Annotated in this window: 17 protein-coding genes; 8 read left to right on the forward strand and 9 right to left on the reverse strand. The window is 61.4% G+C overall.

From position 1 onward, the window contains the following. Positions 1 to 9 precede the first annotated feature (9 nt). A complete protein-coding gene (locus AC07VF_RS10075) occupies positions 10 to 723 on the reverse strand; it encodes an ABC transporter permease (RefSeq protein WP_074886589.1) in 714 nt (237 codons plus the stop codon). Between the two features lie 334 nt (positions 724 to 1,057). Here AC07VF_RS10075 and AC07VF_RS10080 point away from each other — a divergent pair, with 334 nt between their 5' ends. Then, positions 1,058 to 2,641 (forward strand): peptide chain release factor 3, encoded by a 1,584-nt coding sequence (locus AC07VF_RS10080; RefSeq protein WP_495007935.1) that lies wholly within the window; start codon positions 1,058 to 1,060, stop codon positions 2,639 to 2,641. Positions 2,642 to 2,783: 142 nt separating this feature from the next. Here AC07VF_RS10080 and ggt read toward each other — a convergent pair whose 3' ends face one another. Both ggt and AC07VF_RS10090 read right to left on the reverse strand, forming a co-directional pair. After that, a complete protein-coding gene (gene ggt / locus AC07VF_RS10085) occupies positions 2,784 to 4,451 on the reverse strand; it encodes a gamma-glutamyltransferase (RefSeq protein WP_495007936.1) in 1,668 nt (555 codons plus the stop codon). Between the two features lie 122 nt (positions 4,452 to 4,573). Beyond that, positions 4,574 to 5,542, reverse strand: a complete 969-nt coding sequence (locus tag AC07VF_RS10090; protein WP_495007937.1) for a DMT family transporter — start codon at positions 5,540 to 5,542, stop codon at positions 4,574 to 4,576. A gap of 112 nt (positions 5,543 to 5,654) precedes the next feature. Between AC07VF_RS10090 and AC07VF_RS10095 the strand changes: the two genes are divergently transcribed. Next, positions 5,655 to 6,533 (forward strand): LysR family transcriptional regulator, encoded by an 879-nt coding sequence (locus tag AC07VF_RS10095; protein WP_495007938.1) that lies wholly within the window; start codon positions 5,655 to 5,657, stop codon positions 6,531 to 6,533. A 4-nt stretch (positions 6,534 to 6,537) separates the two neighbouring features. On the opposite strand, the gene AC07VF_RS10100 is transcribed toward AC07VF_RS10095, so the two are convergent. The 3 genes from AC07VF_RS10100 to AC07VF_RS10110 all read right to left on the reverse strand — a co-directional run bounded on the left by AC07VF_RS10100 (position 6,538) and on the right by AC07VF_RS10110 (position 9,136). After that, entirely contained in the window at positions 6,538 to 7,434 is an 897-nt protein-coding gene (locus tag AC07VF_RS10100) for a LysR substrate-binding domain-containing protein (protein ID WP_495007939.1), read from the reverse strand. A 139-nt stretch (positions 7,435 to 7,573) separates the two neighbouring features. Next, complete coding sequence (mdaB, locus tag AC07VF_RS10105; RefSeq protein ID WP_282372873.1) at positions 7,574 to 8,158, reverse strand: NADPH:quinone oxidoreductase MdaB; 585 nt, start codon at positions 8,156 to 8,158, stop codon at positions 7,574 to 7,576. Positions 8,159 to 8,371: 213 nt separating this feature from the next. After that, the gene (locus AC07VF_RS10110) at positions 8,372 to 9,136 is read right to left on the reverse strand and encodes a sulfite exporter TauE/SafE family protein (protein WP_495007940.1); all 765 of its coding nucleotides are present in this window, start codon (positions 9,134 to 9,136) and stop codon (positions 8,372 to 8,374) included. Positions 9,137 to 9,394: 258 nt separating this feature from the next. Between AC07VF_RS10110 and argH the strand changes: the two genes are divergently transcribed. Then, positions 9,395 to 10,822: an argininosuccinate lyase gene (argH, locus tag AC07VF_RS10115; protein ID WP_495007941.1), complete on the forward strand. Its 1,428-nt coding sequence runs from the start codon at positions 9,395 to 9,397 to the stop codon at positions 10,820 to 10,822. A 311-nt stretch (positions 10,823 to 11,133) separates the two neighbouring features. Here argH and mmsB read toward each other — a convergent pair whose 3' ends face one another. The 3 genes from mmsB to AC07VF_RS10130 all read right to left on the reverse strand — a co-directional run bounded on the left by mmsB (position 11,134) and on the right by AC07VF_RS10130 (position 15,087). After that, positions 11,134 to 12,024, reverse strand: coding sequence for a 3-hydroxyisobutyrate dehydrogenase (gene mmsB / locus AC07VF_RS10120; RefSeq protein ID WP_495007942.1), 891 nt, complete (start codon positions 12,022 to 12,024; stop codon positions 11,134 to 11,136). 150 nt (positions 12,025 to 12,174) lie between these two features. Next, the gene (locus AC07VF_RS10125) at positions 12,175 to 13,701 is read right to left on the reverse strand and encodes a CoA-acylating methylmalonate-semialdehyde dehydrogenase (RefSeq protein ID WP_495007943.1); all 1,527 of its coding nucleotides are present in this window, start codon (positions 13,699 to 13,701) and stop codon (positions 12,175 to 12,177) included. A 57-nt stretch (positions 13,702 to 13,758) separates the two neighbouring features. After that, entirely contained in the window at positions 13,759 to 15,087 is a 1,329-nt protein-coding gene (locus AC07VF_RS10130) for an MFS transporter (RefSeq protein ID WP_495007944.1), read from the reverse strand. 186 nt (positions 15,088 to 15,273) lie between these two features. On the opposite strand from AC07VF_RS10130, the gene AC07VF_RS10135 reads away from it, so the two are divergent. The 5 genes from AC07VF_RS10135 (at position 15,274) to AC07VF_RS10155 (ending at position 21,200) form a co-directional block, all read left to right on the forward strand. After that, positions 15,274 to 16,221 carry a LysR family transcriptional regulator gene (locus AC07VF_RS10135; protein WP_495007945.1) on the forward strand — a complete coding sequence of 316 codons (948 nt, stop codon included), beginning with the start codon at positions 15,274 to 15,276 and terminating at the stop codon, positions 16,219 to 16,221. Positions 16,222 to 16,661: 440 nt separating this feature from the next. After that, the gene (locus AC07VF_RS10140; protein WP_495007946.1) at positions 16,662 to 17,513 is read left to right on the forward strand and encodes a sugar phosphate isomerase/epimerase family protein; all 852 of its coding nucleotides are present in this window, start codon (positions 16,662 to 16,664) and stop codon (positions 17,511 to 17,513) included. Between the two features lie 13 nt (positions 17,514 to 17,526). Beyond that, the gene (locus AC07VF_RS10145) at positions 17,527 to 18,591 is read left to right on the forward strand and encodes an isopenicillin N synthase family dioxygenase (protein ID WP_346629954.1); all 1,065 of its coding nucleotides are present in this window, start codon (positions 17,527 to 17,529) and stop codon (positions 18,589 to 18,591) included. A gap of 74 nt (positions 18,592 to 18,665) precedes the next feature. Then, positions 18,666 to 19,484 (forward strand): ABC transporter substrate-binding protein, encoded by an 819-nt coding sequence (locus AC07VF_RS10150; RefSeq protein WP_346629953.1) that lies wholly within the window; start codon positions 18,666 to 18,668, stop codon positions 19,482 to 19,484. Positions 19,485 to 19,649: 165 nt separating this feature from the next. Next, positions 19,650 to 21,200, forward strand: a complete 1,551-nt coding sequence (locus AC07VF_RS10155) for an amino acid ABC transporter permease/ATP-binding protein (RefSeq protein ID WP_346629952.1) — start codon at positions 19,650 to 19,652, stop codon at positions 21,198 to 21,200. Positions 21,201 to 21,202 lie beyond the last annotated feature (2 nt).

The raw sequence follows: 21,202 nt of genomic DNA on the forward strand, positions 1-21,202 counted from the left end.
GGGCTCGAGTTATCGAGCCAGGCCGCGTTCCAGCCAGAGACGGCTTGCCAGGGTCACGGCGCCATCGAGCAGCAGCGCCAGCAACGCGGTACACGCGGCGCCCAGCACCAGTTGCGGCTGATTGTTCAGGGCGATGCCGGGGAAAATCAGGCTGCCCAGGCTGTTCGCGCCGATGAGGAAGGCCAGTGGCGCGGTCCCGACGTTGATCGCCAGTGCCACACGCACACCGCCGATGATAATCGGCACGGCGTTGGGCAGCTCGACACGCCACAACACCTGACGCGGTGTCATGCCGATGCCGCGAGCGGCTTCTTTGAGGGACCCCTGAACGTTTTTCAGGCCTTCGTAGGTGTTGCGCACGATGGGCAACAACGAAGCGAGGAACAAAGCGAAGATTGCCGGACCGCTGCCGATGCCCAGAATACCCAGAGCGATGGCCAGCACGGCGAGAGGAGGAACGGTGTTACCGATGTTGAAGATCTGCATGAAGCGTTCGGCGCGGCCAACCATGTTCGGTCGGCTAAGGACAATGCCGGTCGGGATGCCGACCACCAGTGCCGCGAGCATCGAAGCCAACACAAGCCAGACATGGGCTTGCAGATAAAACAGCAGATCGTCCTGATATTGCCTGATGGTACTGATGCCGATCCATTGGACCAGCAGGGCCAGGAGTGCAATGACAATCACACCTCCCAACAGCCCCTTGCCATAGCGATTTGCCACGGGCGGACTCCTTATTTCAGTCGGCGAACGTCTGGCGTGAAACCGGCCTTTTCAGGCAGCACGCGAACGTTCGCGAAGAGCAGCGGGTGGGTCGCCGGAAAGGTTGATACCTCGGCGAAAACACAAGCCATGAGCGCAGCTTCGTCAAGCTAACTTGCTGATTTTGCAACCCTTGGCGTCTTGCGATACCAGGGAATGGACGTCTCCGTAACCGCAAAGGTTCCCACGTGCGATGGTATCTGGCCACCCCTTATTGACTGAACGGTTCGGTTATTGCTTTGGTTTGGGCTATAATCGCCGCCCTTTTTTTGAATCACCTCTCGGGCGATTTCCCATGACCAGACAGGCCGCCGAAGTCGCGAAACGCCGCACTTTCGCCATCATTTCCCACCCCGATGCGGGTAAGACCACCATTACTGAAAAGCTCTTGCTGATGGGCAAGGCCATTTCCGTCGCCGGTACGGTGAAGTCGCGCAAATCCGACCGTCACGCCACCTCCGACTGGATGGAAATGGAAAAGCAGCGCGGCATCTCCATCACCACGTCGGTCATGCAGTTCCCGTATCGCGATCACATGATCAACCTGCTCGACACCCCGGGCCACGAAGACTTCTCCGAAGACACCTACCGCACGTTGACCGCCGTCGACTCGGCGCTGATGGTGCTCGATGGCGGTAAAGGGGTTGAGCCCCGCACCATCGCACTGATGGACGTCTGCCGCCTGCGCGACACGCCGATCGTGAGCTTCATCAACAAGCTGGACCGCGACATTCGTGACCCGATCGAGCTGCTCGACGAGATCGAAGCGGTCCTGAAGATCAAGGCCGCGCCGATCACCTGGCCGATCGGTTGCTACCGCGATTTCAAAGGCGTTTATCACCTCGCCGACGACTACATCATCGTCTACACCGCCGGTCACGGTCACGAGCGCACCGAGGTGAAAATCATCGAGAAGCTCGACTCGGACGAAGCGCGCGCCCACCTGGGTGACGAATACGATCGCTTTGTCGATCAGCTGGAACTGGTGCAAGGCGCCTGTCATGAATTCAACCAGCAGGAATTCCTCGACGGCCAGTTGACCCCGGTGTTCTTCGGCACGGCGCTGGGCAACTTCGGTGTCGACCACGTTCTGGACGCCGTCGTGAATTGGGCACCGAGGCCACTGGCCCGGGTTGCCAACGAGCGCACGGTCGAGCCGGTCGAGGAAAAGTTCGCCGGCTTCGTGTTCAAGATTCAGGCAAACATGGACCCGAAACACCGCGACCGCATCGCGTTCATGCGCATCTGCTCGGGCAAATACGACAAGGGCATGAAGATGCGCCACGTGCGCACCGGCAAGGACGTGCGCATCGGTGACGCACTGACGTTCTTCTCCAGCGAGCGTGAGCAGTTGGAAGAAGCCTACGCCGGCGACATCATCGGCCTGCACAACCACGGCACGATTCAGATCGGCGATACGTTCACTGAAGGCGAGGCGCTGGGATTCACCGGCATTCCGCACTTCGCCCCGGAGCTGTTCCGCCGCGTGCGCCTGAAAGATCCGCTGAAATCCAAGCAGCTGCGTCAGGGTTTGCAGCAACTGGCCGAGGAAGGCGCCACTCAGGTGTTTTTCCCGCAGCGCAGCAACGACATCATCCTCGGCGCCGTCGGTGTGCTGCAGTTCGATGTGGTCGCCAGCCGCTTGAAGGAAGAATACAAAGTCGAGTGCGCCTACGAGCCGATCACCGTGTGGTCAGCCCGCTGGATCGATTGCAGCGACAAGAAGAAGCTCGAGGAATTCGAGAACAAGGCCGTGGAAAACCTGGCCGTGGACGGCGGCGGTCACCTGACCTACCTCGCGCCGACGCGGGTCAACCTGGCCTTGATGGAAGAGCGCTGGCCTGACGTGAAATTCCGCGCAACGCGGGAGCATCACTAAGGCTCAGCCCGTTAGGCGATCGTTCCCACGCTCTGTGTGGGAATGCCGCTGCTGACGCTCCGCGTCACCTGATTGCGGACGCGGAGCGTCCAGGGATGCATTCCAACGCAGAGCGTGGGAACGATCACACATGAGCCTCTCGTTACTTCACCACCATCCCCACACCCCGCCCACGGGGATCGGACGCGGTTTCGACCTTCGTGCCGTCGATCTTGATCGCCTGCACATTGCCCATCGACCAGCCCTGGTCCTTCAACGTGTAACCCATGGCCGTCAGCTCGTCGGCAACCGGGGTCGCCAGCGGTGCAAATTTCTCGGTGTAGATCGTGTCTTTCGGCAGCAACTGGTGATGAACCCGCTGCGCGGCAACCGCGTCTTTCAGCGGCATGTGGAAGTCATAGATATTGTTCAGCACCTGAAACACCGTGGTGAAAATCCGTGAGCCACCCGGCGTGCCCAGCACCAGCGTGACCGCACCATCGCGGGTGACCAGGCTCGGGCTCATCGACGACAACATGCGCTTGCCGGGCTGAATGGCATTGGCATCCCCGCCCACCACACCGAACGCATTGGCAACGCCGGGTTTGGAGCTGAAATCATCCATCTCGTCGTTCAGCAGAAAGCCTGCGCCCTTCACCACCACGCCGCTGCCGTAATCCCAGTTCAGGGTGTAGGTGTTGCTGACCGCGTTGCCCTTGGCATCGACGATGGAGAAGTGCGTGGTCTGGTGGGATTCAAGCCCGGCCTTTACGTTTTCCGTCGGCGAAATCGCCGTTGGGTTGACCTCATGAGCGCGCTTGGCCAGGTAGGCGTTGTCGGTCAGCTGATTCACCGGCGCCACGGAAAAGTCCGGATCGCCCAGGTAATTGGCGCGATCGGCGAACACACGTTTTTCAATTTCAGCGAGCAGATGGATATAGCGCGCCGAGTTGAGCGGCACGTCCTTGAAGTCATCGGCAAGCAGCTGCTTCATGCCGATCAATTGCGCCAGCGCGATGCCGCCGGAACTGGGCAGCGGCGCGGTATAAAGCGTGTTGCCGTTGAAGTTCACGTGCAGCGGTTTGCGCCAGACCGCCTTGTAATCCTGCAGGTCCTCCTTGGTGATCAGGCCGTTGTCGTGCTGCATCTGCGCCACCAGCAGCTCGGCCGTCTGGCCCTGATAAAACTCGTTGGCGCCTTTGTTGGCGATGCGTTCCAGGGTCTTGGCCAGCTCCGGCTGACGGAAGGTCTCCCCGGTCTTCATGTCGCCGAAGTAATCCGCAAAATTGGTTTTGCCGTTGAGCTGTTTGATGGCTTCGGCGCCGTACATGTACTGCTTGTCGGCGACCTTGAAGCCGTTTTTGGCGTAACCAATGGCCGGCGTCAGCAGCTCGGCCCACGGCAGCTTGCCGAATTTCTGATGGGCTTCCCACAGCCCCATTACCGTGCCGGGCACGCCCGAGGCACGTGCGCCCACCAGACTCATGCCCGGGATGACCTCGCCCTTGTCGTCCAGGTACATGTTGCGCGTAGCGGCTTTCGGCGCGGTTTCGCGGTAGTCGAGAAAATACGGTCGGCCGTTCATGAACAGGGTCATGAAGCCACCGCCGCCGATGTTGCCCGCTTCGGGGTAAGTGACCGCCAGGGTGAAGGCCGTGGCGACAGCGGCATCAACGGCGTTACCGCCCTTTTTCAGAATCTGCGCAGCGACCTGGGCACCGTATTGGTCCGGGGCCGCAACGGCGCCGCCTTCCAGCACCACGGCATACACCGGCGAACTCGCGGCGAAGATCACCGACAGGGCAAGGGTTTTCAGGGTCACTGCACGCATGGGGCTTCCTTGATGGCAAATGCGACAGCTTGGAACTGATGGGCTGTCTGGAGGCTGAAGAGACTAACGGTCCGGCTGCCCATTAATGATGAAACTTGGCGCAAACGCAAACGGCCAAGCGCCTAAACCGGGGCACGTTCAGGTTCATCCCGAACGGGAAACACCACCGCCCTCTCCCGCCGCAGATTGAGCGCCAACACGCTCGCCAGCACCACAATCGACCCGACGATCACCCGCTGTGAGGGCAGCTCGCCCAGCATCACCGACGCAATGGCGATGGCCATCGGTGGCGTCAGGTACAAACTCATCGAGGCGCGGCTGACCTCCATGTGCTTCAAGACGTACGCCCAGGCCAGGTACGCCAGCGCGCTGGGGAACAGCCCCAACACACCCACGGCCACATTGACCCTAAGCGGCGCGTTGACGATTTCGCCGATCAGCCCCGGCAGGTAAACCAGCAGGAACACCGTGCCGGCCCAGACCGTGTAACAGACCATGGTCAGGCCGTCGTACCGGTGGCTGTGACGCTTCTGCAGAGAGAAATAAACGCTCCAGGAAAACGCCGCCACCAGGATCAGCAGCCCGCGGGCGTCCATGTGGCCGATGCCGCGATCACCGGTGACAACAATCGCGGCGCCCACCAGCCCGAGCGCCACACAGCCCCAACGCCAGGCGCTGACCCGCTCCTTGAACACGAAATGCGCCAACAGCGCGGTGAACAGGGGCGTCGACTGAACCAGCACGCTCGACGCCCCGGCAGTCACGCCGGCCTGGCCGAAGTTGAGGGCAATGTGATGCAGGCTGACGGCGAAGAAACCCAGCACCGCGAGCAACGGCAGATCTTTCAGGCGCGGTAACGCGATGCGTTGCGATGAGGCGATTAACAGCATGAACACCGACGCGATCAGAAAGCGCAGCAGCGCCAGATGCCCCGGCTCATAGGCCTGCAAACCGATGCGAATGCCGGTCGGCGAGAAGCCCCAGCAAGCAACCACGAAAAAAGTGGCAAGGGCGACTTTCACCCCTTGCCAAGGCACTGCAGCACTAACCGTCGTCTCCGACTTGCAAACGGGTTCAGCCACCACGCTCATCTCGATACTCCTGCCGACAAGCCCGGCGCTTGCCCATGGCTGCGAGTATCGAAACAACCTATGCTCACCACAACCGAACAATAATGACTCAACCCCTCACTTTTGGTGATGAATGGAACTGGCCCAGATCCGCATGTTCAAGACCGTCGTCGACACCGGCAGCATTGCCCGCGCTGCGGAGGTGTTGCATTGCGTGCCGTCGAACATCACCGCACGCATCAAGGCGCTTGAGACGGAGCTGGGCACCGAGCTGTTCTACCGTCAGGGTCGCGGTTTGCGCATCAGCCCGGCGGGGGAAATCTTCCTCACCTACGCCGGCAAGATGCTCAGCCTGGCCGATGAAGCCAAACGCGCGGTGCACCCGGACGCCGCGCCATCCGGGCCGTTGCGCATCGGTGCCATCGAATCTTCGGCCACGGCGCGGCTGCCGCGACTGCTGGCGCGCTTTCATGCGCGTTATCCGCAGGTGTCGCTGGAGCTGACCACTGGTACCGGCACGCAACTGCTCGACGCGACGCTCAACCAGAAGCTCGACGGCGCCATTGTCGCCATCGATGTCAAACGCCCACGGCTCAAGCGCACGTCGATGTACCGGGAGGATCTGGTGCTGATTGCCGCCGAGTCGTTGGGGCCGATTCGCAGCGCGGCGGATCTGCAGGGCAAATCGATTTTCATGTGGCCCGAAGGCTGCCCTTATCGCGCGGCGCTGGAGCGCTGGATGCAGAACGACGGCCAGACTCAGCCCGTCGTCAGCATCGCCAATTACGGCACCATCGTCGGTTGCGTCAGCGCCGGGGCCGGGGTGGCGCTGGTGCCCAAGGGGGTTTACGAGCAGTACCGGAAAGGCTCGGGCTGGGTCGGTTATGAATTCCCTGAACTGACCTCCATCGACAACCTGTTTTACTGGCACGAGAGCGCCGAGCATCACCCGGCGCGGGAGGCGTTTGTGGAGATGTTGCGGGCGGAGTTCAGCGGGGTGGGCGAGGCGTGACGCGTCAGGCGGCGTACACCGCCAGTTTCTCCTGAATGAAATCCAGAAAGCACTGAATCCGCAACGCCAGCTGCGAGTTGCGGTAGTAAACGGCGTGGATCGGCTGTCGATAGCCGCTGTTGGCCTGGGGCAGGATGACGTTAAGGCGGCCCTGGCGGATGTCTTCGTGGGTCATGAAGTGCGACAGGCACACGATGCCCTCACCCGCCAACGCCAACTGCCGCAACGTCTCGCCGCTGGAGGCTGAGACCGTCGGCTGAATGAACAGCCGATCCCCGTCGGCGTGGCGCAACGGCCAGTGGTTGAGGGTTTCAGTCTGGGTGAAGCCGAGCAGGGAATGCTCGCTCAGCGCTGCAACGGTTTTCGGCGTGCCGTGCTTTTCGAGGTATTCAGGGCTGGCTAGGATGTTCAGCGGGCTGCTGCCGAGGGGCCGGGCGTGCAGGGTGGAATCAGCCAGCACGCCAATGCGGATCGCCACATCGGTGCTCTGTTCCAGCAGATCAATGATCAAATCGTTGCTGTTAAGCTCCAGCTGGATGTCCGGGTACAGCGCGCGAAACTCGGCGACGTACGGGACGATGGAATGCAGCATGAAAGGCGACGCCGCGTTGATCCGCAAACGGCCAGACGGCGTCTGCTGGCGCACCGACATGCGCTCTTCCAGCTCTTCCATCTGATCCAGAATCTGCCTGGCCCGCTCAAGGAAATACTTGCCCTCCTCGGTCAGGTCCATGCGCCGCGTGGTGCGATTGGTCAACGTCGTGCCCAGCTTGCCTTCGAGTCGCGACAGCGTGCGGCTGATTGCCGAAGGCGTCTGCCCGACCTGCTCGGCCGCAGCGGAAATCGAGCCGCTTTCGATCACCGTCACAAACACCTGCAACTCATCCGACCTGGCTTTCACTGTTGTCTCCCGCTCACAAGAGACCGGATATTAGCGCGCTTGGGGGCGAGCTATAAGCTGCAAGCTGCAAGCTGCAAGCCGTAAGTGAGCCGTGAGCCGTGAGCCGTGAGCTTGAAGTTTGAAGCTCGCTTCTCGCGTCTCAGATCCCGAACACCGAGGCCAGATGCGCCTCGTACCGCTTCACGTCTGCTTCCACATTCGGCATCTTCATCACGTCCACCGCCAGGAAGGTCGGCAGGCCGGTCATGCCCAAGAATTGGTTGGCCTTGTGGAAGGGGAAGTACACGGCATCCACGCCCTTGGCTTCGAAGAAGTCGGCCGGGTCGTCGAACGCTTGCTGTGGCGCATTCCAGGTGGCCGAAATCATGTATTGCTTGCCGTGCAGCAAGCCGCCGCTGCCATAACGCTGGGAGGCATCGGAACGGGTGCGACCGTCGTTGGCGTACAGGCTGCCGTGACCTTCGGTGAACACTTCGTCGATGTACTTTTTCACCGTCCACGGCGCCCCCATCCACCAGCCCGGCATCTGCCAGATAATCACGTCAGCCCAGAGAAACTTCTGCACTTCTTCGGCCACGTCGTAGCCGCCGTCGATGAAGGTCTGTCGTACTTCAAAACCGGCACGGTCCAGCAGCGCCAGGCCGGCTTCATGCAGCGTGGTGTTGTAGCGGCCATCGGAGTGCGCAAATTGTTTGCCGCCGTTGAGAAACAGTACTTTTTTCATATCAAGCCTCGTCCGTCGTCAATGCAGCCCGCAGTGCAGCGGTACTGGATTGAGGGTCTTCAATTGGAATGGACGGCAGAATATCTGGCGGACGAGACGGGAATAAGCCACGGACGGGCAAAATACATTTGCGCCTGAATCACGAGTCAGGTGGCTATTGATGAATTTATGTTGATAGAACGGCAGCGTGAATCCGAGCCGAACGCCGCGTAATCAGCCCGCGATCATCAGATGCGCGCCCAGCAGGGCCATGCCGATAAAGAACATCCGCTTGAACACCAGCGCGCTGATCCGTTGACGCAGCCACTGACCGAACATCATCCCGAGCAACGCGGGAATCAGTGCCAGCAACGAGGCGCCCATTTCGGCGCTGCCCACTGCGCCGTTCCAGAACAGACCAACACCCAGTGCCAGGGTCGAGACAGTGAACGACAGCCCCAGCGCCTGCACCAGTTCATTACGATCCAGCCCCAGGCCCTGGATGTAGGGCACCGCCGGAATCACGAAGACGCCGGTGGCCGAGGTGACCATTCCGGTGATGAATCCGCACAACGGCCCGAGCCAGCGCTCGGCAGCGGGCGGCACGTTGAGCGTCGGCAGAAACAGGCCGCACAACGCGTAGACAAACAGCGCGCCGCCCAGCGCCCTCGCCATGCCGTGCCCGTTGCCGAGGCCCAGTGCGTATGAGCCGAGTAGCGTGCCGATGACGATCATCAACAGCAGCGGCCACAACCGCGTACAGAGTCCTCGCAAATGCCCGCCGGTTGCCAACTGCCAGAAGTTGGTCAGCGTCGACGGAATCAACAGCAGCGCGGCCGCCTGGGTCGGCAGCATGATCGCGCCGAGCAAGCCCATCGCAACCGTCGGCAACCCCATGCCGATGACGCCCTTGACCGTCCCCGCCAGCAGGAACGTCAGCATCACCAGCACTGACAAGGTCCAGCCAAGGTGTTGATAAAGCGATAGGAAACCAGCCATGGGCGCATCCTGCGAAAAGGTCGACGAGGGGAAACATCGGGCGTTGCAATCGGCGCCACTTCAACACATTCGGGCACCTGCGGTAACAGAAAAATAGTCGGCACCACGCTTCTGCTCAGGCCGAACCAGGCAGCTTTCCATTTCTGCCAACCCGACTTGCCATTTGTAACGTTTCACCGGCAGCCGGTTTTTTCTAGGATCCCCTGACGTCGCCGACGCCTGGCTCGCCAGCAATCACGTGTTTGAGGGGGAATGCATATGTCCGATGCAACTGAGCGTCTGTGGGGCGCGCGCTTTAAATCAGCGCCAGCCGAAGCGATGGCCAACCTGTCACGCTCGCCCGCCGTCTATTTCCGCATGACGCCTTATGACGTGGCAGGCTCCAAGGCCCACGCCCACGAGCTTGAGCGCGCCGGTTTGCTGGACGCCGACGAAACCCGCCGGATCATCGACGCGCTGCAATCGATCGACGAGGATTTTGCCGCCGGCACGATTCAGCCGATTCCCGCCGACGAAGACGTGCACACCTTCATCGAGCGCCTGCTTACCGAACGCCTTGGCGCACTGGGCGGCAAGCTTCGCGCCGGGCGCTCGCGCAACGATCAGACAGCCAATGACATGCGGCTGTTTTTGCGTGACCGGATTCGCGTGCTGACCCTGTCGATTCTGGATCTGCAGCAGGCCTTGGTCGGTCAGGCCGAAGCGCATATCGAGACCATTGCGCCGGGTTTCACTCACTTGCAACAAGCGCAGCCAATCGTGTTCGGTCATCACTTGATGGCCCACGCCCAGGCAATTCATCGTGACATCCAGCGCCTGCAGGATTGGGATGAGCGCTTCAATCTGTCGCCCCTCGGCGCCGCCGCCATGGCCGGTTCCGCCATCGCCCGCGACCCGCAACGTTCGGCGGCGGAAATGGGCTACGCCGGGCCGTGTGAGAACTCCATCGACGCCGTCGCCAGCCGCGATCACGTGGCCGAGTTTCTGTTCTGCGCGAGCATGCTGGGGATCAATATTTCGCGCATGGCCGAGGAGTTCTGCATCTGGACATCGCGGCAGTTTCGCTGGGTCGAGCTGGATGATGCCTACGCTACTGGCAGCTCGATCATGCCGCAGAAGAAGAACCCGGACATCGCCGAACTGGCCCGGGGTAAATCCGGCCGGTTGATCGGTTCGCTGACGGCGATTCTGTCGGTGCTCAAGGCGCAGCCGCTGTCGTACAACCGGGATTTGAGCGAAGACAAGCACGCCATCTTCGACGCTTTGGACACGCTGAATCTGGTGCTGCCCGCCTTCGCCGGCATGGTTCGAACCATGAAGGTGCGCAAGGACGAATTGCTGCGGCAGGCACCTTTGGGGTTCACCCTGGCGACGGAAATCGCCGACTGGCTGGCCGTTCGCGGTGTGCCGTTCAAGGAAGCCCACGAGATCACCGGGCAACTGGTGCAGCTGTGTGAGGCGCAGGACATCGGGCTGCCGGAGCTGACGCCAAAAATGCTCGCCGACACCGATCCGCGCCTGACGCCGGAGGTGTTGGAGAGCCTGACGCTTGAAGCTGCACTGGCGGCGCGCAGCGGCTGGGGCGGAACGTCGCTAGTGCGAGTGGCCGAACAGATCGCGCGGTTTAAACAGCACTTGGTGGCGCAAGAGCAGTGGGCCAAGGATTACAGCGGCCCGCGGGGTTAGTTCTCGGTGGGACTCCGTGTATTCAGTGGGACCGCGTGCACATTGTAGGACCGGCTTTAGCCGGGAAGGCGTCGGATGTCACACCGCGATATTGCGTTGTTGGTGCTGGCCTCTTCCCGGCTAAAGCCGGTCCCACTGACTGACCGCGTGCACATTGTAGGACTGGCTTTAGCCGGGAAAGCGTCGGATGTCACGCCGCAAAATTGCGGGTGTTCTTGCGGACCTCTTCCCGGCTGAAGCCGGTCCCACTGACTGACCGCGTGCACATTGTGGGACCGGCTTTAGCCGGGAAGAGGCCGGGGCGTGCACCCTCAGTTTTCCTTCTTGATGTAACCCTCAACCACCGCCGAGAAGTCCTTGCCGCCATCGCCGCGCAAACTCATCGCCTGATACAGCTGCTGCGCCAGCGCGCCCATGATCACGGGTTGGCGTGCGGCTTTGGCGGCTTCGGTTGCCAGGCCCAGGTCCTTGAGCATCAGCTCCGCGCCAAACCCTCCGGTGTAGCCGCGCGACGCCGGGGCGGTGTCCACGACGCCGGGCCACGGGTTGTACATTTCCGAGCTCCAGCAGCGTCCGGTCGAGCTGTTGATGATGGTCGCCAGCACGCCGGTGTCGATGCCCAGGCTATTACCCAGCGCCATGGCTTCTGCCACACCGATCATGGAAATGCCCAAGAGCATGTTGTTGCAGATCTTGGCGATCTGCCCAGTGCCGACATCGCCGCAATGAACGATGTTGCGGCCCATCTGCGCAAGAATCGGCTTGAGCACCGTGAAGTGTTCCAGGCTGGCGCCGACCATGAACGTCAGCGTCCCGGCCTGCGCGCCGCCAGTGCCGCCGGACACCGGCGCATCGCCGACCACCACACCTTGTTTCGCCGCTGCGGCCGCCACTTCGCGTATGGTTTGTGGGTCGATGGTGCTGCAGTCCACCGCCGGCACCCCTGCGCTGATGCCAGCCAATACGCCGTCTTCATTCAGATAAACCGCGCGAACGTGAGCGGCTGCCGGGAGCATGGTGATGACGAGGTCGGCACCCTGAGCAGCATGTTTGGGCGACTCACTGATGCGGCTGCCCAATTCGGCCAGCTCGGCCAGCACCTGTTGGTTCAGGTCGAACAAATGCAGCTGATGCCCGGCACGGATCAGGTTCCGCGCCATCGGCGCCCCCATATTGCCCAGACCGATGAATGCGATTTTCATGGTTGTTCTCCTTGTTCAGTTCCAGATCCACAGCCGACGCAAGCCCTTGTGGGAGCGAGCTTGCTCGCGAAGCGATCATTCAGATGGCACAGCGCTGAATGACGCAACGTGATCGCGAGCAGGCCAAGGCCCGCTTAAAGCGCGTCGCACTCAACGCAAATTGATCGTCGTGTTCACCCCGTCATTCACGCTGTCGTCATCGAACCAGCGGCTGGTGACGGTCTTGGTCTGAGTGTAGAACTGCACCACCTGCTTGCCGTACGGCCCCAGATCTCCCAGCTTCGAACCGCGCGAACCGGTGAAGCTGAAGAACGGCACCGGCACGGGAATCGGGATATTGATGCCGACCTGACCCACATCGATTTCACTCTGGAATTTGCGCGCCGCCGCACCGCTCTGGGTGAACAGCCCGACGCCGTTGCCGAACGGGTTGGCGTTGACCAGCGCAATGGCCTGATCCAGCGTGTCGACTTCCAGCACCACGAGCACCGGCCCGAAGATTTCCTGAGTGTAGATCTGCATCTCGGTGGTCACGCCCGTGAACAGCGTCGGCCCGACGAAGTTGCCCTCCTCAAAACCCGCCACCGTGATGCCCCGCCCGTCCAGCTCAAGGGTGGCCCCTTCCTGAACGCCGCTCTCGATCAGATCAAGAATCCGCTGTTTCGCGCGCCTGGAAATCACCGGCCCGACATCGGTGCCCGGCTCGCTGCCCGCATTCACCTTGAGCTTCTGCGCCAGCGCCTTCAGGTCGGGAATCCACTGCTTCGCCGCGCCGACCATGACCACCGCCGACGTCGCCATGCAGCGCTGACCTGCCGCACCGAAACCGGCGCCGACCAGCGCGTTGAGGGTCTGCTCGCGATTGGCATCGGGCAGCACAACGGCATGGTTCTTCGCGCCCATCATCGACTGCACACGCTTGCCGTGTCTGCCCGCCAGGTCGTAAACGTGGGTGCCCACTGCCGTCGAGCCGACGAAGGACACCGCCTTGATGTCCTTGTGGGTGCAGATCCCGTCGACCACCTCTTTGCCGCCGTGCACGACATTGAGCACGCCCGCCGGAACGCCTGCCTCAACCGCCAGCTCCACCAGCAGCATCGTCGACATCGGGTCCTGCTCGGACGGTTTCAGCACGAAGGTATTACCGCAGGCGATGGCCATCGGGAACATCCACAGCGGAATCATCGCCGGGAAGTTGAACGGCGTGATGCCTGCGCAGACGCCGATGGGCTGACGCAGGGTGTAGGTGTCGACGCCACCGGCGACGTTCTCGGCAAATTCGCCCATCTGCAGCGTGCCGATGGAGCATGCGTGCTCGACCACTTCAAGGCCGCGGAAGATATCGCCCTCGGCGTCCGCAATCGTCTTGCCCTGTTCGGCGCTGAGCACCACGGCGATGCGTTTGGAGTGTTCGCGAATCAGCGCCTGCAGCTTGAGCATGATGCGCATACGGGCGCCAATCGGCGTGTGCCGCCAAGTGGTAAATGCCTTCTGCGCAGCGGCGACAGCGGCATCGACCTCAGCGGCCGTGGCGAACGGCACGTGGGCCAGCACTTCCTGGGTGGCGGGGTTGACCACGTCAAGCCACTCGGTGGTTTGCGACTCAACCCATTCACCGCCGATCAGCAGCTTCACGCGGGCCACGGTGGTGTTGTTTTTGTTCAGTGACACGTTCATTGCCATTGCTCCATTCAAGGCAGCGCGCCTGCTTGAGCGCGCTGAAAAAAGTCGATTTCAGGCCGCACGATGGCGAGGGGGATCGCGCTTCATCAGCGCGGTGCAGACCAATGCCACCAGCGCCATGCCGATCAGGTAGACGATCACGTAGTGCGGGCTGCCGCCGCCCATGGCCAGCAATTGCGTGGCGATCATCGGCGCAAATCCACCGCCCAACACGCCCGCCAACTGCACCGAGACAGAGATGCCGCTGTAGCGAATTTCCGCCGGGAACTGGCGAGCAAACAACAGGGATTCCGGCGCGTACAGGATCGGGAACACCACGCCCACCGCCAGCACCATCGCCCACCACACCATCTGAGGTTCGCGGGTGCCGAGCATGGCGAAGAACGGATAGACGAAGGCGCAGAGCAGCAAAAGCCCGGCGAAATACAGACGTTTCTGACCGACCTTGTCGGACAGGTGCCCACACAGCGGCATCGTCACAAGAGAAAGCGCAGCGCCAGCGGTGATCGCGCTCAGCACGTCGGCACGAGGGATGAGTAACTGGTTGGCGGCGTACGCCAACGCGAAGGTTACCGACATGTAAAACCAGGCGTTCTCAGCGGTGCGCGCGCCGATGATGGTCAGGGTTTCTCTGGGGTGCTCGCGGAACACTTTGAACAGCGGCACCTTGACGGCGATGTTGTCTTTTTTCAGCTTCTCGAAATCAGGCGACTCCGGGACTTTCAAGCGAATCAACCAGCCAACGCCCAGCAGCACAATGCTGGCCAGAAACGGAATCCGCCAGCCCCAACTGAGCATGTCGGCCTCCGGCAATTTGGCAACCATGCCCATGGCCAGCGAGGCCAGCACCAGCCCGGCACCAACGCCGGTTTGCGGCAGGCTGCCGTAGAAACCTTTGCGGCCCTCGGGCGCATGTTCGACGGCCATCAGCACCGCCCCGCCCCATTCGCCGCCGACCGCCATGCCCTGGAGAAACCGCATCGCCACCAGCAGGACCGCAGCCCAGTAGCCAATCTGTTCGTAGGTGGGAATCAGGCCGATGATGATGGTCGGAATGCCCATCAGCATCAGGGTGAACAGGAGCATGGACTTGCGCCCGATCTTGTCGCCGAAATGGCCGAACACGATGCCGCCCAGTGGCCGGCCGAGAAAGCCCACGGCGTAGGTGGCGAACGCCGCCAGCACACCGATGATCGGGTCCAGTGCAGGGAAGAAGATCTTGTTGAAGATCAGTGCGGCAGCGGTGCCGTAGAGGAAAAAGTCGTACCACTCGATGGTCGTGCCGGCCATGCTTGCCGCGCCGGCAAGCCGATAGGATCGGGCGTTTTTCACGGGGCCGGCATCGAGTGCGCCAGCGTCCGCCGTAATAGCGTTCTTCATAAACTCCTCCGCTTATTTATTGTTGTGCAGGGTGTTATGGCATGTGGGATGGGGCGGTTTGCCGGGGCGCTACCTCGTTGGTTTCAGCTGCTGCAGCAGGCGTTGACGGACAGGTTGGATCCGGCCGCGCTTCGGAGTATAGATGTGCAAACTTCTAATAAAAACGCACATAAAAGCAGGTTCAACATGCAAAAAAACATCACGTCCCTGAGCGCGCTGAACTGGGATGACCTGAAGTTTTTTCTCGAAGTGGCGCGCACGCGCAAGGCCAGTTCCGCGGCCAAACGCCTCGCGGTGGACTACACAACGGTGTCGCGCCGGATCAGCTCGCTGGAAACTTCACTGGGCACGTTGCTGTTCGAAAAATCCCGCAACAACGGCTTCATCCTCACGGCGGAAGGCCAACGATTGCTGGGCGCTGCGGAGTCCATCGAAAGCACGCTGCACATCGCCTGCGAGCAGGTTTCCGGCTCCGGCGTCGCGTTGTCGGGGCACGTGCGCATGGGCTGCACCGAAGGCTTCGGCAGCTTCTTCATCACCCCGCAACTCAGTCACTTCACCGATACGTACCCTGCCATTTCGGTGGACATCCTGCCGCTTCCGCACTTCATCAGCCTGTCCAAGCGCGAGGCCGATATCGTCATCGCGCTGGAGCGTCCGGAACACGGGCCTTACGTGTGCTGCAAGCTGTGCGACTACAGCCTGAGGCTCTACGCCACTCAGGAGTATCTCGACAACCACGCGCCGATCCGCAAGACCGAAGACCTCGCCGACCATCCGTTCATCAGCTATGTCGACGACCTGGCCTTCAGCTCGGAATTGCTCTACCTCAGCAACCTGCTCCCCGGCGCCCACGCCACCCTGCGCAGCACCAGCGTCATCGCCCAATACGTCGCCGCGTTGCAGGGACGAGCGCTGGCGATCCTGCCGTGCTTTCTGGCGGCACAGGATTCACGATTGCTACCGGTGCTGGAAAGCGAGGTGGCTATCACGCGGCAGTTCTGGATGTACTGCCGGGAGGACCTGCGCAAGCTCAAGCGGATTACGTTGCTGTGGGATTACATCCGTGAGGCTACCGAGCGCAATCAGGGGTTTCTGCTGGGCAAGACGGAACGGATGACGTTTGTGGATTGAACGAAAAGTCGGCTGCAGGTAGGGGTAGCGCCCAACTTGCCTGCGGATGAAACGCGATCCTGTGGGAGTGAGCTTGCTCACGAATGCGGCAGATCAGGCGCTGAAGATGCGTTGGATGTTCCTACCTATTCGCGAGCAAGGTGGAGCGCCACCCCGGTCACTCCCACATGACCGTCGCATGCCTGAAGTCTGGGTCTACCTCGCCCCTTCCGAACATAGTTCAGAAATCTCTGAACTATGCATTTGAGCTTTCCTATTCTTTCCGTTCATCGCCCGAACCTAAGATCGCCCCCAATAAAGGAGCCCGTCCAGTAGAGACACGGCCCGAAGATTGCCTTTTCTGATGTGACTGCCGCTGTACCCCGTTTCGGCCTGCGCCGTGGCGGAGCCCTGTCTCGGGTCACACGTCAGCCGCTTGCTGCAATCTTTGAGGACGCTCGATGAAACTGGAAATCTTCCGCACGCTCTGGGGCTACCGCGCCAGCAAGGCCCAGGCGCTGGATGAGCTGCTGGAAGCCGGATTCGACGGCATGGAAGCACGCCTGCCACTGACGCCTGTCGAGCGTGCGGAATTCGGTGCCTTCCTGCGCGCCAATCACGTGCCTTACATCGCCACCGTTTTCACCGCCTACGACGTCCTCCCGGAACAATCAGCGACCACCGCGGAACACCTCACCGATCTGGAACAGAAGCTCGCCTGGTCAACCGAACTGGCGCCGCGCTTCGTCAACGTGCTGGCCGGCAACGACCGCTGGCAATTGCCGCAGCAGGTGGACTTCTTCGGTCGGGCACTGGAGGTGGCGCGCAAGCACGGGCAGACCGTCACTTTCGAAACCCATCGCGCCCGCTCGCTGTTCAATCCGTGGGTCACCCTTGAGCTGATCCGCCAACTGCCCGATCTACGCTTCACCAGCGACATCAGCCACTGGATCGTCACTTGCGAGCGTTTGCTCGACGACCCGGAAGACGACCTCAGCGCGTTTGTCGAGCGCGTTCATCACATTCAGGCTCGGGTCGGCTACGACCAGGGTCCGCAAGTCTCGCATCCCGCTGCCCCCGAGTACGCCCGAGAGCTGGCTTTCCATCAGCAGCACTGGGAAGCCGTGTGGACATCCCAGCAGGCCCGCGGTTATCAGGTCAGCACGATGACGCCTGAATTCGGCGCCGACGGCTATCTGCATCATCTGCCCTTCACCAATGTGCCGGTGGCCGATCTCTGGTCGCTGAACGTGGGGATGGGCCAGACCGAACGCGAACATTTCCAGCGCTTCACCCACACAACAAGCCGATAAGGAGCGTTTCGTCATGCCAGATCCGTCGCACACGGCAGCCCCGAAGGTCGCCAATTTCAGCAGCATCCCGGTGGTCGATATCGCGGGGTTGTTCAGCCCCGACATCGCACTGCGTCAGGCCGTCGCCGACGAACTGGGCAAGGCGGCGCGGGAAGTGGGCTTTCTGTACGTCAGGAATCACGGTATCGCGCCGTCTTTGATCGACGGTCTGCGTCAGGCGGCCAAGGACCTGTTCGCCCAATCCCTCGATTACAAAATGCAGCACTACATCGGCACTTCACGCAGCCACAAAGGCTTCGTGCCCGAAGGCGAAGAGGTGTATGCCAAGGGCAAGCCGGATCACAAAGAAGCCTTCGATATCGGTTTTGAGGTGGGCGACGAAGACCCGCTGGTGATCGCCAAAACCCCGCTGATCGGCGCTAACGAGTGGCCGCACCTGCCCGGCTTTCGCCCTGCGGTCGAAGCGTATTACGCGGCGGTATTTGCCCTGGGCCGCCGCCTGTTCGACGGCTTTGCGCTGGCGCTGGGCCTGGAGGAAGGCTACTTCGAGGCGATGGTCACCCGTCCGCCGTCGAAGCTGCGACTGATTCATTACCCGTTTGACGGCGCTGCTCAGGACGCGCCCGGAATTGGTGCGCACACCGATTACGAGTGCTTCACCATGCTGCTGGCCGACAAGCCCGGGCTGGAAGTGATGAACGACCTCGGGCAGTGGATCGACGCGCCCCCGGTGGAGGGCGCGTTTGTGGTCAACATCGGCGACATGCTGGAGGTCATGACCGCTGGTACGTTCGTTGCTACGGCTCATCGGGTACGCACGGTCAGCGAGGAGCGCTATTCGTTTCCGCTGTTCTTCGCCTGCGACTTCCACACCCAGATCAAACCCCTTCCGCAGTTCGACAAGGGCACTGCCGACTACGAAGAAATCACCATCGGCGAGCATATGTTCGGTCAGGCGTTGCAGACCTACCAATACCTGCGGCGCAAGGTCGAGAACGGCGAAATCAAGCTGTACGAAAAGGCGCGCAAGCCGTCGAGCTTCGGCCACCTGAAGAATCAGACACAGGACGTATCTTGATGCGATACGGCGCCCTGCCTCACCCGAATACCCAGCACACCCAGCCCTACCTTCCTGACGTGGAGTCACCGACGATGCGCAACACTTTAAAAACTGCTGTCCGCTTGACCGTGATTGCCTCCGCCATGCTCGGCGCGTCGTTGTTGGCTGCCACGGCCGTGCAAGCGGCTACTACCGTGACGCCGGGGCAGTTCAAGGTCGGCATGGAGATCACCTACCCCCCATTCGAATCCTACGACGAGAAGAAGAACGTCGTCGGTGCCGACCCTGACCTCTCGCGCCTGCTCGCCAAGCACATGGACCTCAAAGCGGAGTTCGTCGACACCAAGTTCTCTAGCCTGATCCTCAGCCTCAACGCCGGGCACTACGACGCGATTATTTCGGGCATGTACATCACGCCGGAGCGCCAGACCCAGGCACAGACCATTCCCTACGCTGTAACCGGCGCGGCGATCATGGTGCTCAAGGACAGTCCGCTCAAACCCAAGGTGCCGGAAGACTTGTGTGGGCTGAAAATCGGCCTGGAAAAAGGCACCACGTGGGTCACCCAGTTCAACAAGCTCTCCACCGAATACTGCGTGCCGAAGGGCAAAGGCCCGGTCGCCGTCAGCGAATTCCCGTCGGCACCGGAAGTGACCCAGGCGCTGCTGTCAGGGAACGTGCAGGCGCAGGTAGAAATCGACGGCGCCGCCGGCATGATCGCCGAACGCACCAAGGGCCGCGTGGTGGTCAGCACCGAGCATTCGATCTATCAGCAAACGCTCGGCATCTACGTGAAGAAGGGCAATGACGAGCTGTATCAGGCGTTGCTCAAGGCCTTCGACGAGACCAAAAAATCCGGCGAATACGCTGCGCTCTTGAAGAAATACAACCTGGAAGAGCCCGCGAACTGACGGCTTGATGCGTCACCCGTGTAGGAGTGAGCTTGCTCGCGATTGGCCGTGACAGACGATGAAGGTGTGTTGGCTGTACCGAAGTCATCGCGAGCAAGCTCACTCCCACAGGGATCGCGTTTGACAAGAGAATCCCGCCGGGCCCCGCCCTGCTGAGGTGTGTGTATGCAATTCGAATGGTCCTACTTTTTTTCTCTGTTCTCGGTCGCTGACTTCTGGGAATCCTGCATCACCGTGATCGAACTCAGCGCCCTGGGCTGGTTCATCGGCATGCTGCTGGGTTTCCTCCTGGCCTCGGCCAAGCTCTCGACCGCGCGCTGGATCAGCGTGCCGGCGTCGATTTATATCTGGTTCTTCCGCAGTGTCCCGCTGCTGGTGTTGGTGGTGTTTACCTACAACCTGCCACAGATGTTTCCGGTCACCCGCGACGTGCTGTCCAACCCCTTCTATTCCGGCCTTCTTGCGCTGGTGGTCACGGAAGCGGCGTACATGGCGGAGATCCACCGGGGCGGCCTGATCTCCGTTGCCAAGGGCCAGAAAGAAGCCGGTCGCGCTTTGGGCGTCGGACTGATCGGCATGCAGCGTCTGATCGTCATCCCCCAGGCATTCCGTATCTCCCTGCCGACGCTGGTGAATGAATACATCACCGTGGTGAAACTGACCTCACTCGTGTCAGTGATTTCCCTCACCGAGCTGCTGACCGTGGGCCAACGCCTCTACGCGCAAAACTTTCTGGTCATGGAAACGCTGTCAGCCGTCGCGGTGTATTACGTGATGATCGTCACGGTGTTCGGCTGGCTGTTTCACTGGCTGGAGCAGCACCTGGAGCTGAGCAATCGCAAGCCGCAAACCCTCGACGACCCTGCCCTGAGTAACCTGCGCACCAGCCTGGTCGCGCAGCCCACGGTAGTGCGCCAGCCGACAATAGGGCCAGGTTCGGCGCCAGCGCTGCAACTGGTCAACGTCCACAAAAGCTACGGGCAGCATGAGGTGCTCAAGGGCATCAATCTGGAGGTGGAGGCCGGGCAGGTCATCTCCATCATCGGCCCGTCGGGCTCGGGCAAGACGTCGCTGATTCGCACGGTCAACAGCCTGGAGACCATCGACAAGGGTGAGATCATCCTGTTTGGCGAGGGCTATATTCACGCCGGCGACAACCCCAACGCGCCGCAGATCCGCCGGGGCGTGCAGCGCATCGGTATGGTGTTTCAGAACTTCAACCTGTTCCCCCACCGCACCATTCTCGACAACGTGACCCTCGCGCCGCGTTACCACGGCCGGGACCGGGACCTCAGCGAGCAACGCGCCTACGCCCTGCTCGACAAGGTCGGGCTACTGGCCCACGCGCACAAATACCCCCATCAGTTATCCGGCGGTCAGCAACAGCGCGTGGCGATTGCCCGGGCACTGGCGATGGACCCGCAGATCATGCTCTTCGACGAACCGACGTCTGCGCTGGACCCGGAGTTGGTGGGCGACGTGCTCAAGGTCATCGCCGACCTGGCGAAGGAAGGCATGACGATGCTCATCGTCACCCATGAGATGGACTTCGCCCTGTCGATTTCCGACCGGGTGATTTTCATGGAAAACGGCATCGTGCAGGTCGACGCCGCGCCGCAGACGATTCTTGCCGATCAGTGCGGCGAGCGCGTGCGCAGGTTCATGGGGCTGGATCACGCCGTGACGCAACAAACGCCTGCGCTCAAAGAAGCTTGAGC

The organism is Pseudomonas sp. GW821-FHT02H06 (assembly GCF_059421525.1).

What these genes read in the sequence shown, in the direction of transcription:
- AC07VF_RS10080 (WP_495007935.1), top strand. Translation starts at nt 1,058, where the DNA reads ATGACCAGACAGGCCGCCGAAGTCGCGAAACGCCGCACTTTCGCCATC.
- ggt (WP_495007936.1), bottom strand. Translation starts at nt 4,451, where the DNA reads ATGCGTGCAGTGACCCTGAAAACCCTTGCCCTGTCGGTGATCTTCGCC.
- AC07VF_RS10090 (WP_495007937.1), bottom strand. Translation starts at nt 5,542, where the DNA reads ATGAGCGTGGTGGCTGAACCCGTTTGCAAGTCGGAGACGACGGTTAGT.
- AC07VF_RS10095 (WP_495007938.1), top strand. Translation starts at nt 5,655, where the DNA reads ATGGAACTGGCCCAGATCCGCATGTTCAAGACCGTCGTCGACACCGGC.
- mdaB (WP_282372873.1), bottom strand. Translation starts at nt 8,158, where the DNA reads ATGAAAAAAGTACTGTTTCTCAACGGCGGCAAACAATTTGCGCACTCC.
- AC07VF_RS10110 (WP_495007940.1), bottom strand. Translation starts at nt 9,136, where the DNA reads ATGGCTGGTTTCCTATCGCTTTATCAACACCTTGGCTGGACCTTGTCA.
- argH (WP_495007941.1), top strand. Translation starts at nt 9,395, where the DNA reads ATGTCCGATGCAACTGAGCGTCTGTGGGGCGCGCGCTTTAAATCAGCG.
- mmsB (WP_495007942.1), bottom strand. Translation starts at nt 12,024, where the DNA reads ATGAAAATCGCATTCATCGGTCTGGGCAATATGGGGGCGCCGATGGCG.
- AC07VF_RS10125 (WP_495007943.1), bottom strand. Translation starts at nt 13,701, where the DNA reads ATGAACGTGTCACTGAACAAAAACAACACCACCGTGGCCCGCGTGAAG.
- AC07VF_RS10130 (WP_495007944.1), bottom strand. Translation starts at nt 15,087, where the DNA reads ATGAAGAACGCTATTACGGCGGACGCTGGCGCACTCGATGCCGGCCCC.
- AC07VF_RS10135 (WP_495007945.1), top strand. Translation starts at nt 15,274, where the DNA reads ATGCAAAAAAACATCACGTCCCTGAGCGCGCTGAACTGGGATGACCTG.
- AC07VF_RS10140 (WP_495007946.1), top strand. Translation starts at nt 16,662, where the DNA reads ATGAAACTGGAAATCTTCCGCACGCTCTGGGGCTACCGCGCCAGCAAG.
- AC07VF_RS10145 (WP_346629954.1), top strand. Translation starts at nt 17,527, where the DNA reads ATGCCAGATCCGTCGCACACGGCAGCCCCGAAGGTCGCCAATTTCAGC.
- AC07VF_RS10150 (WP_346629953.1), top strand. Translation starts at nt 18,666, where the DNA reads ATGCGCAACACTTTAAAAACTGCTGTCCGCTTGACCGTGATTGCCTCC.
- AC07VF_RS10155 (WP_346629952.1), top strand. Translation starts at nt 19,650, where the DNA reads ATGCAATTCGAATGGTCCTACTTTTTTTCTCTGTTCTCGGTCGCTGAC.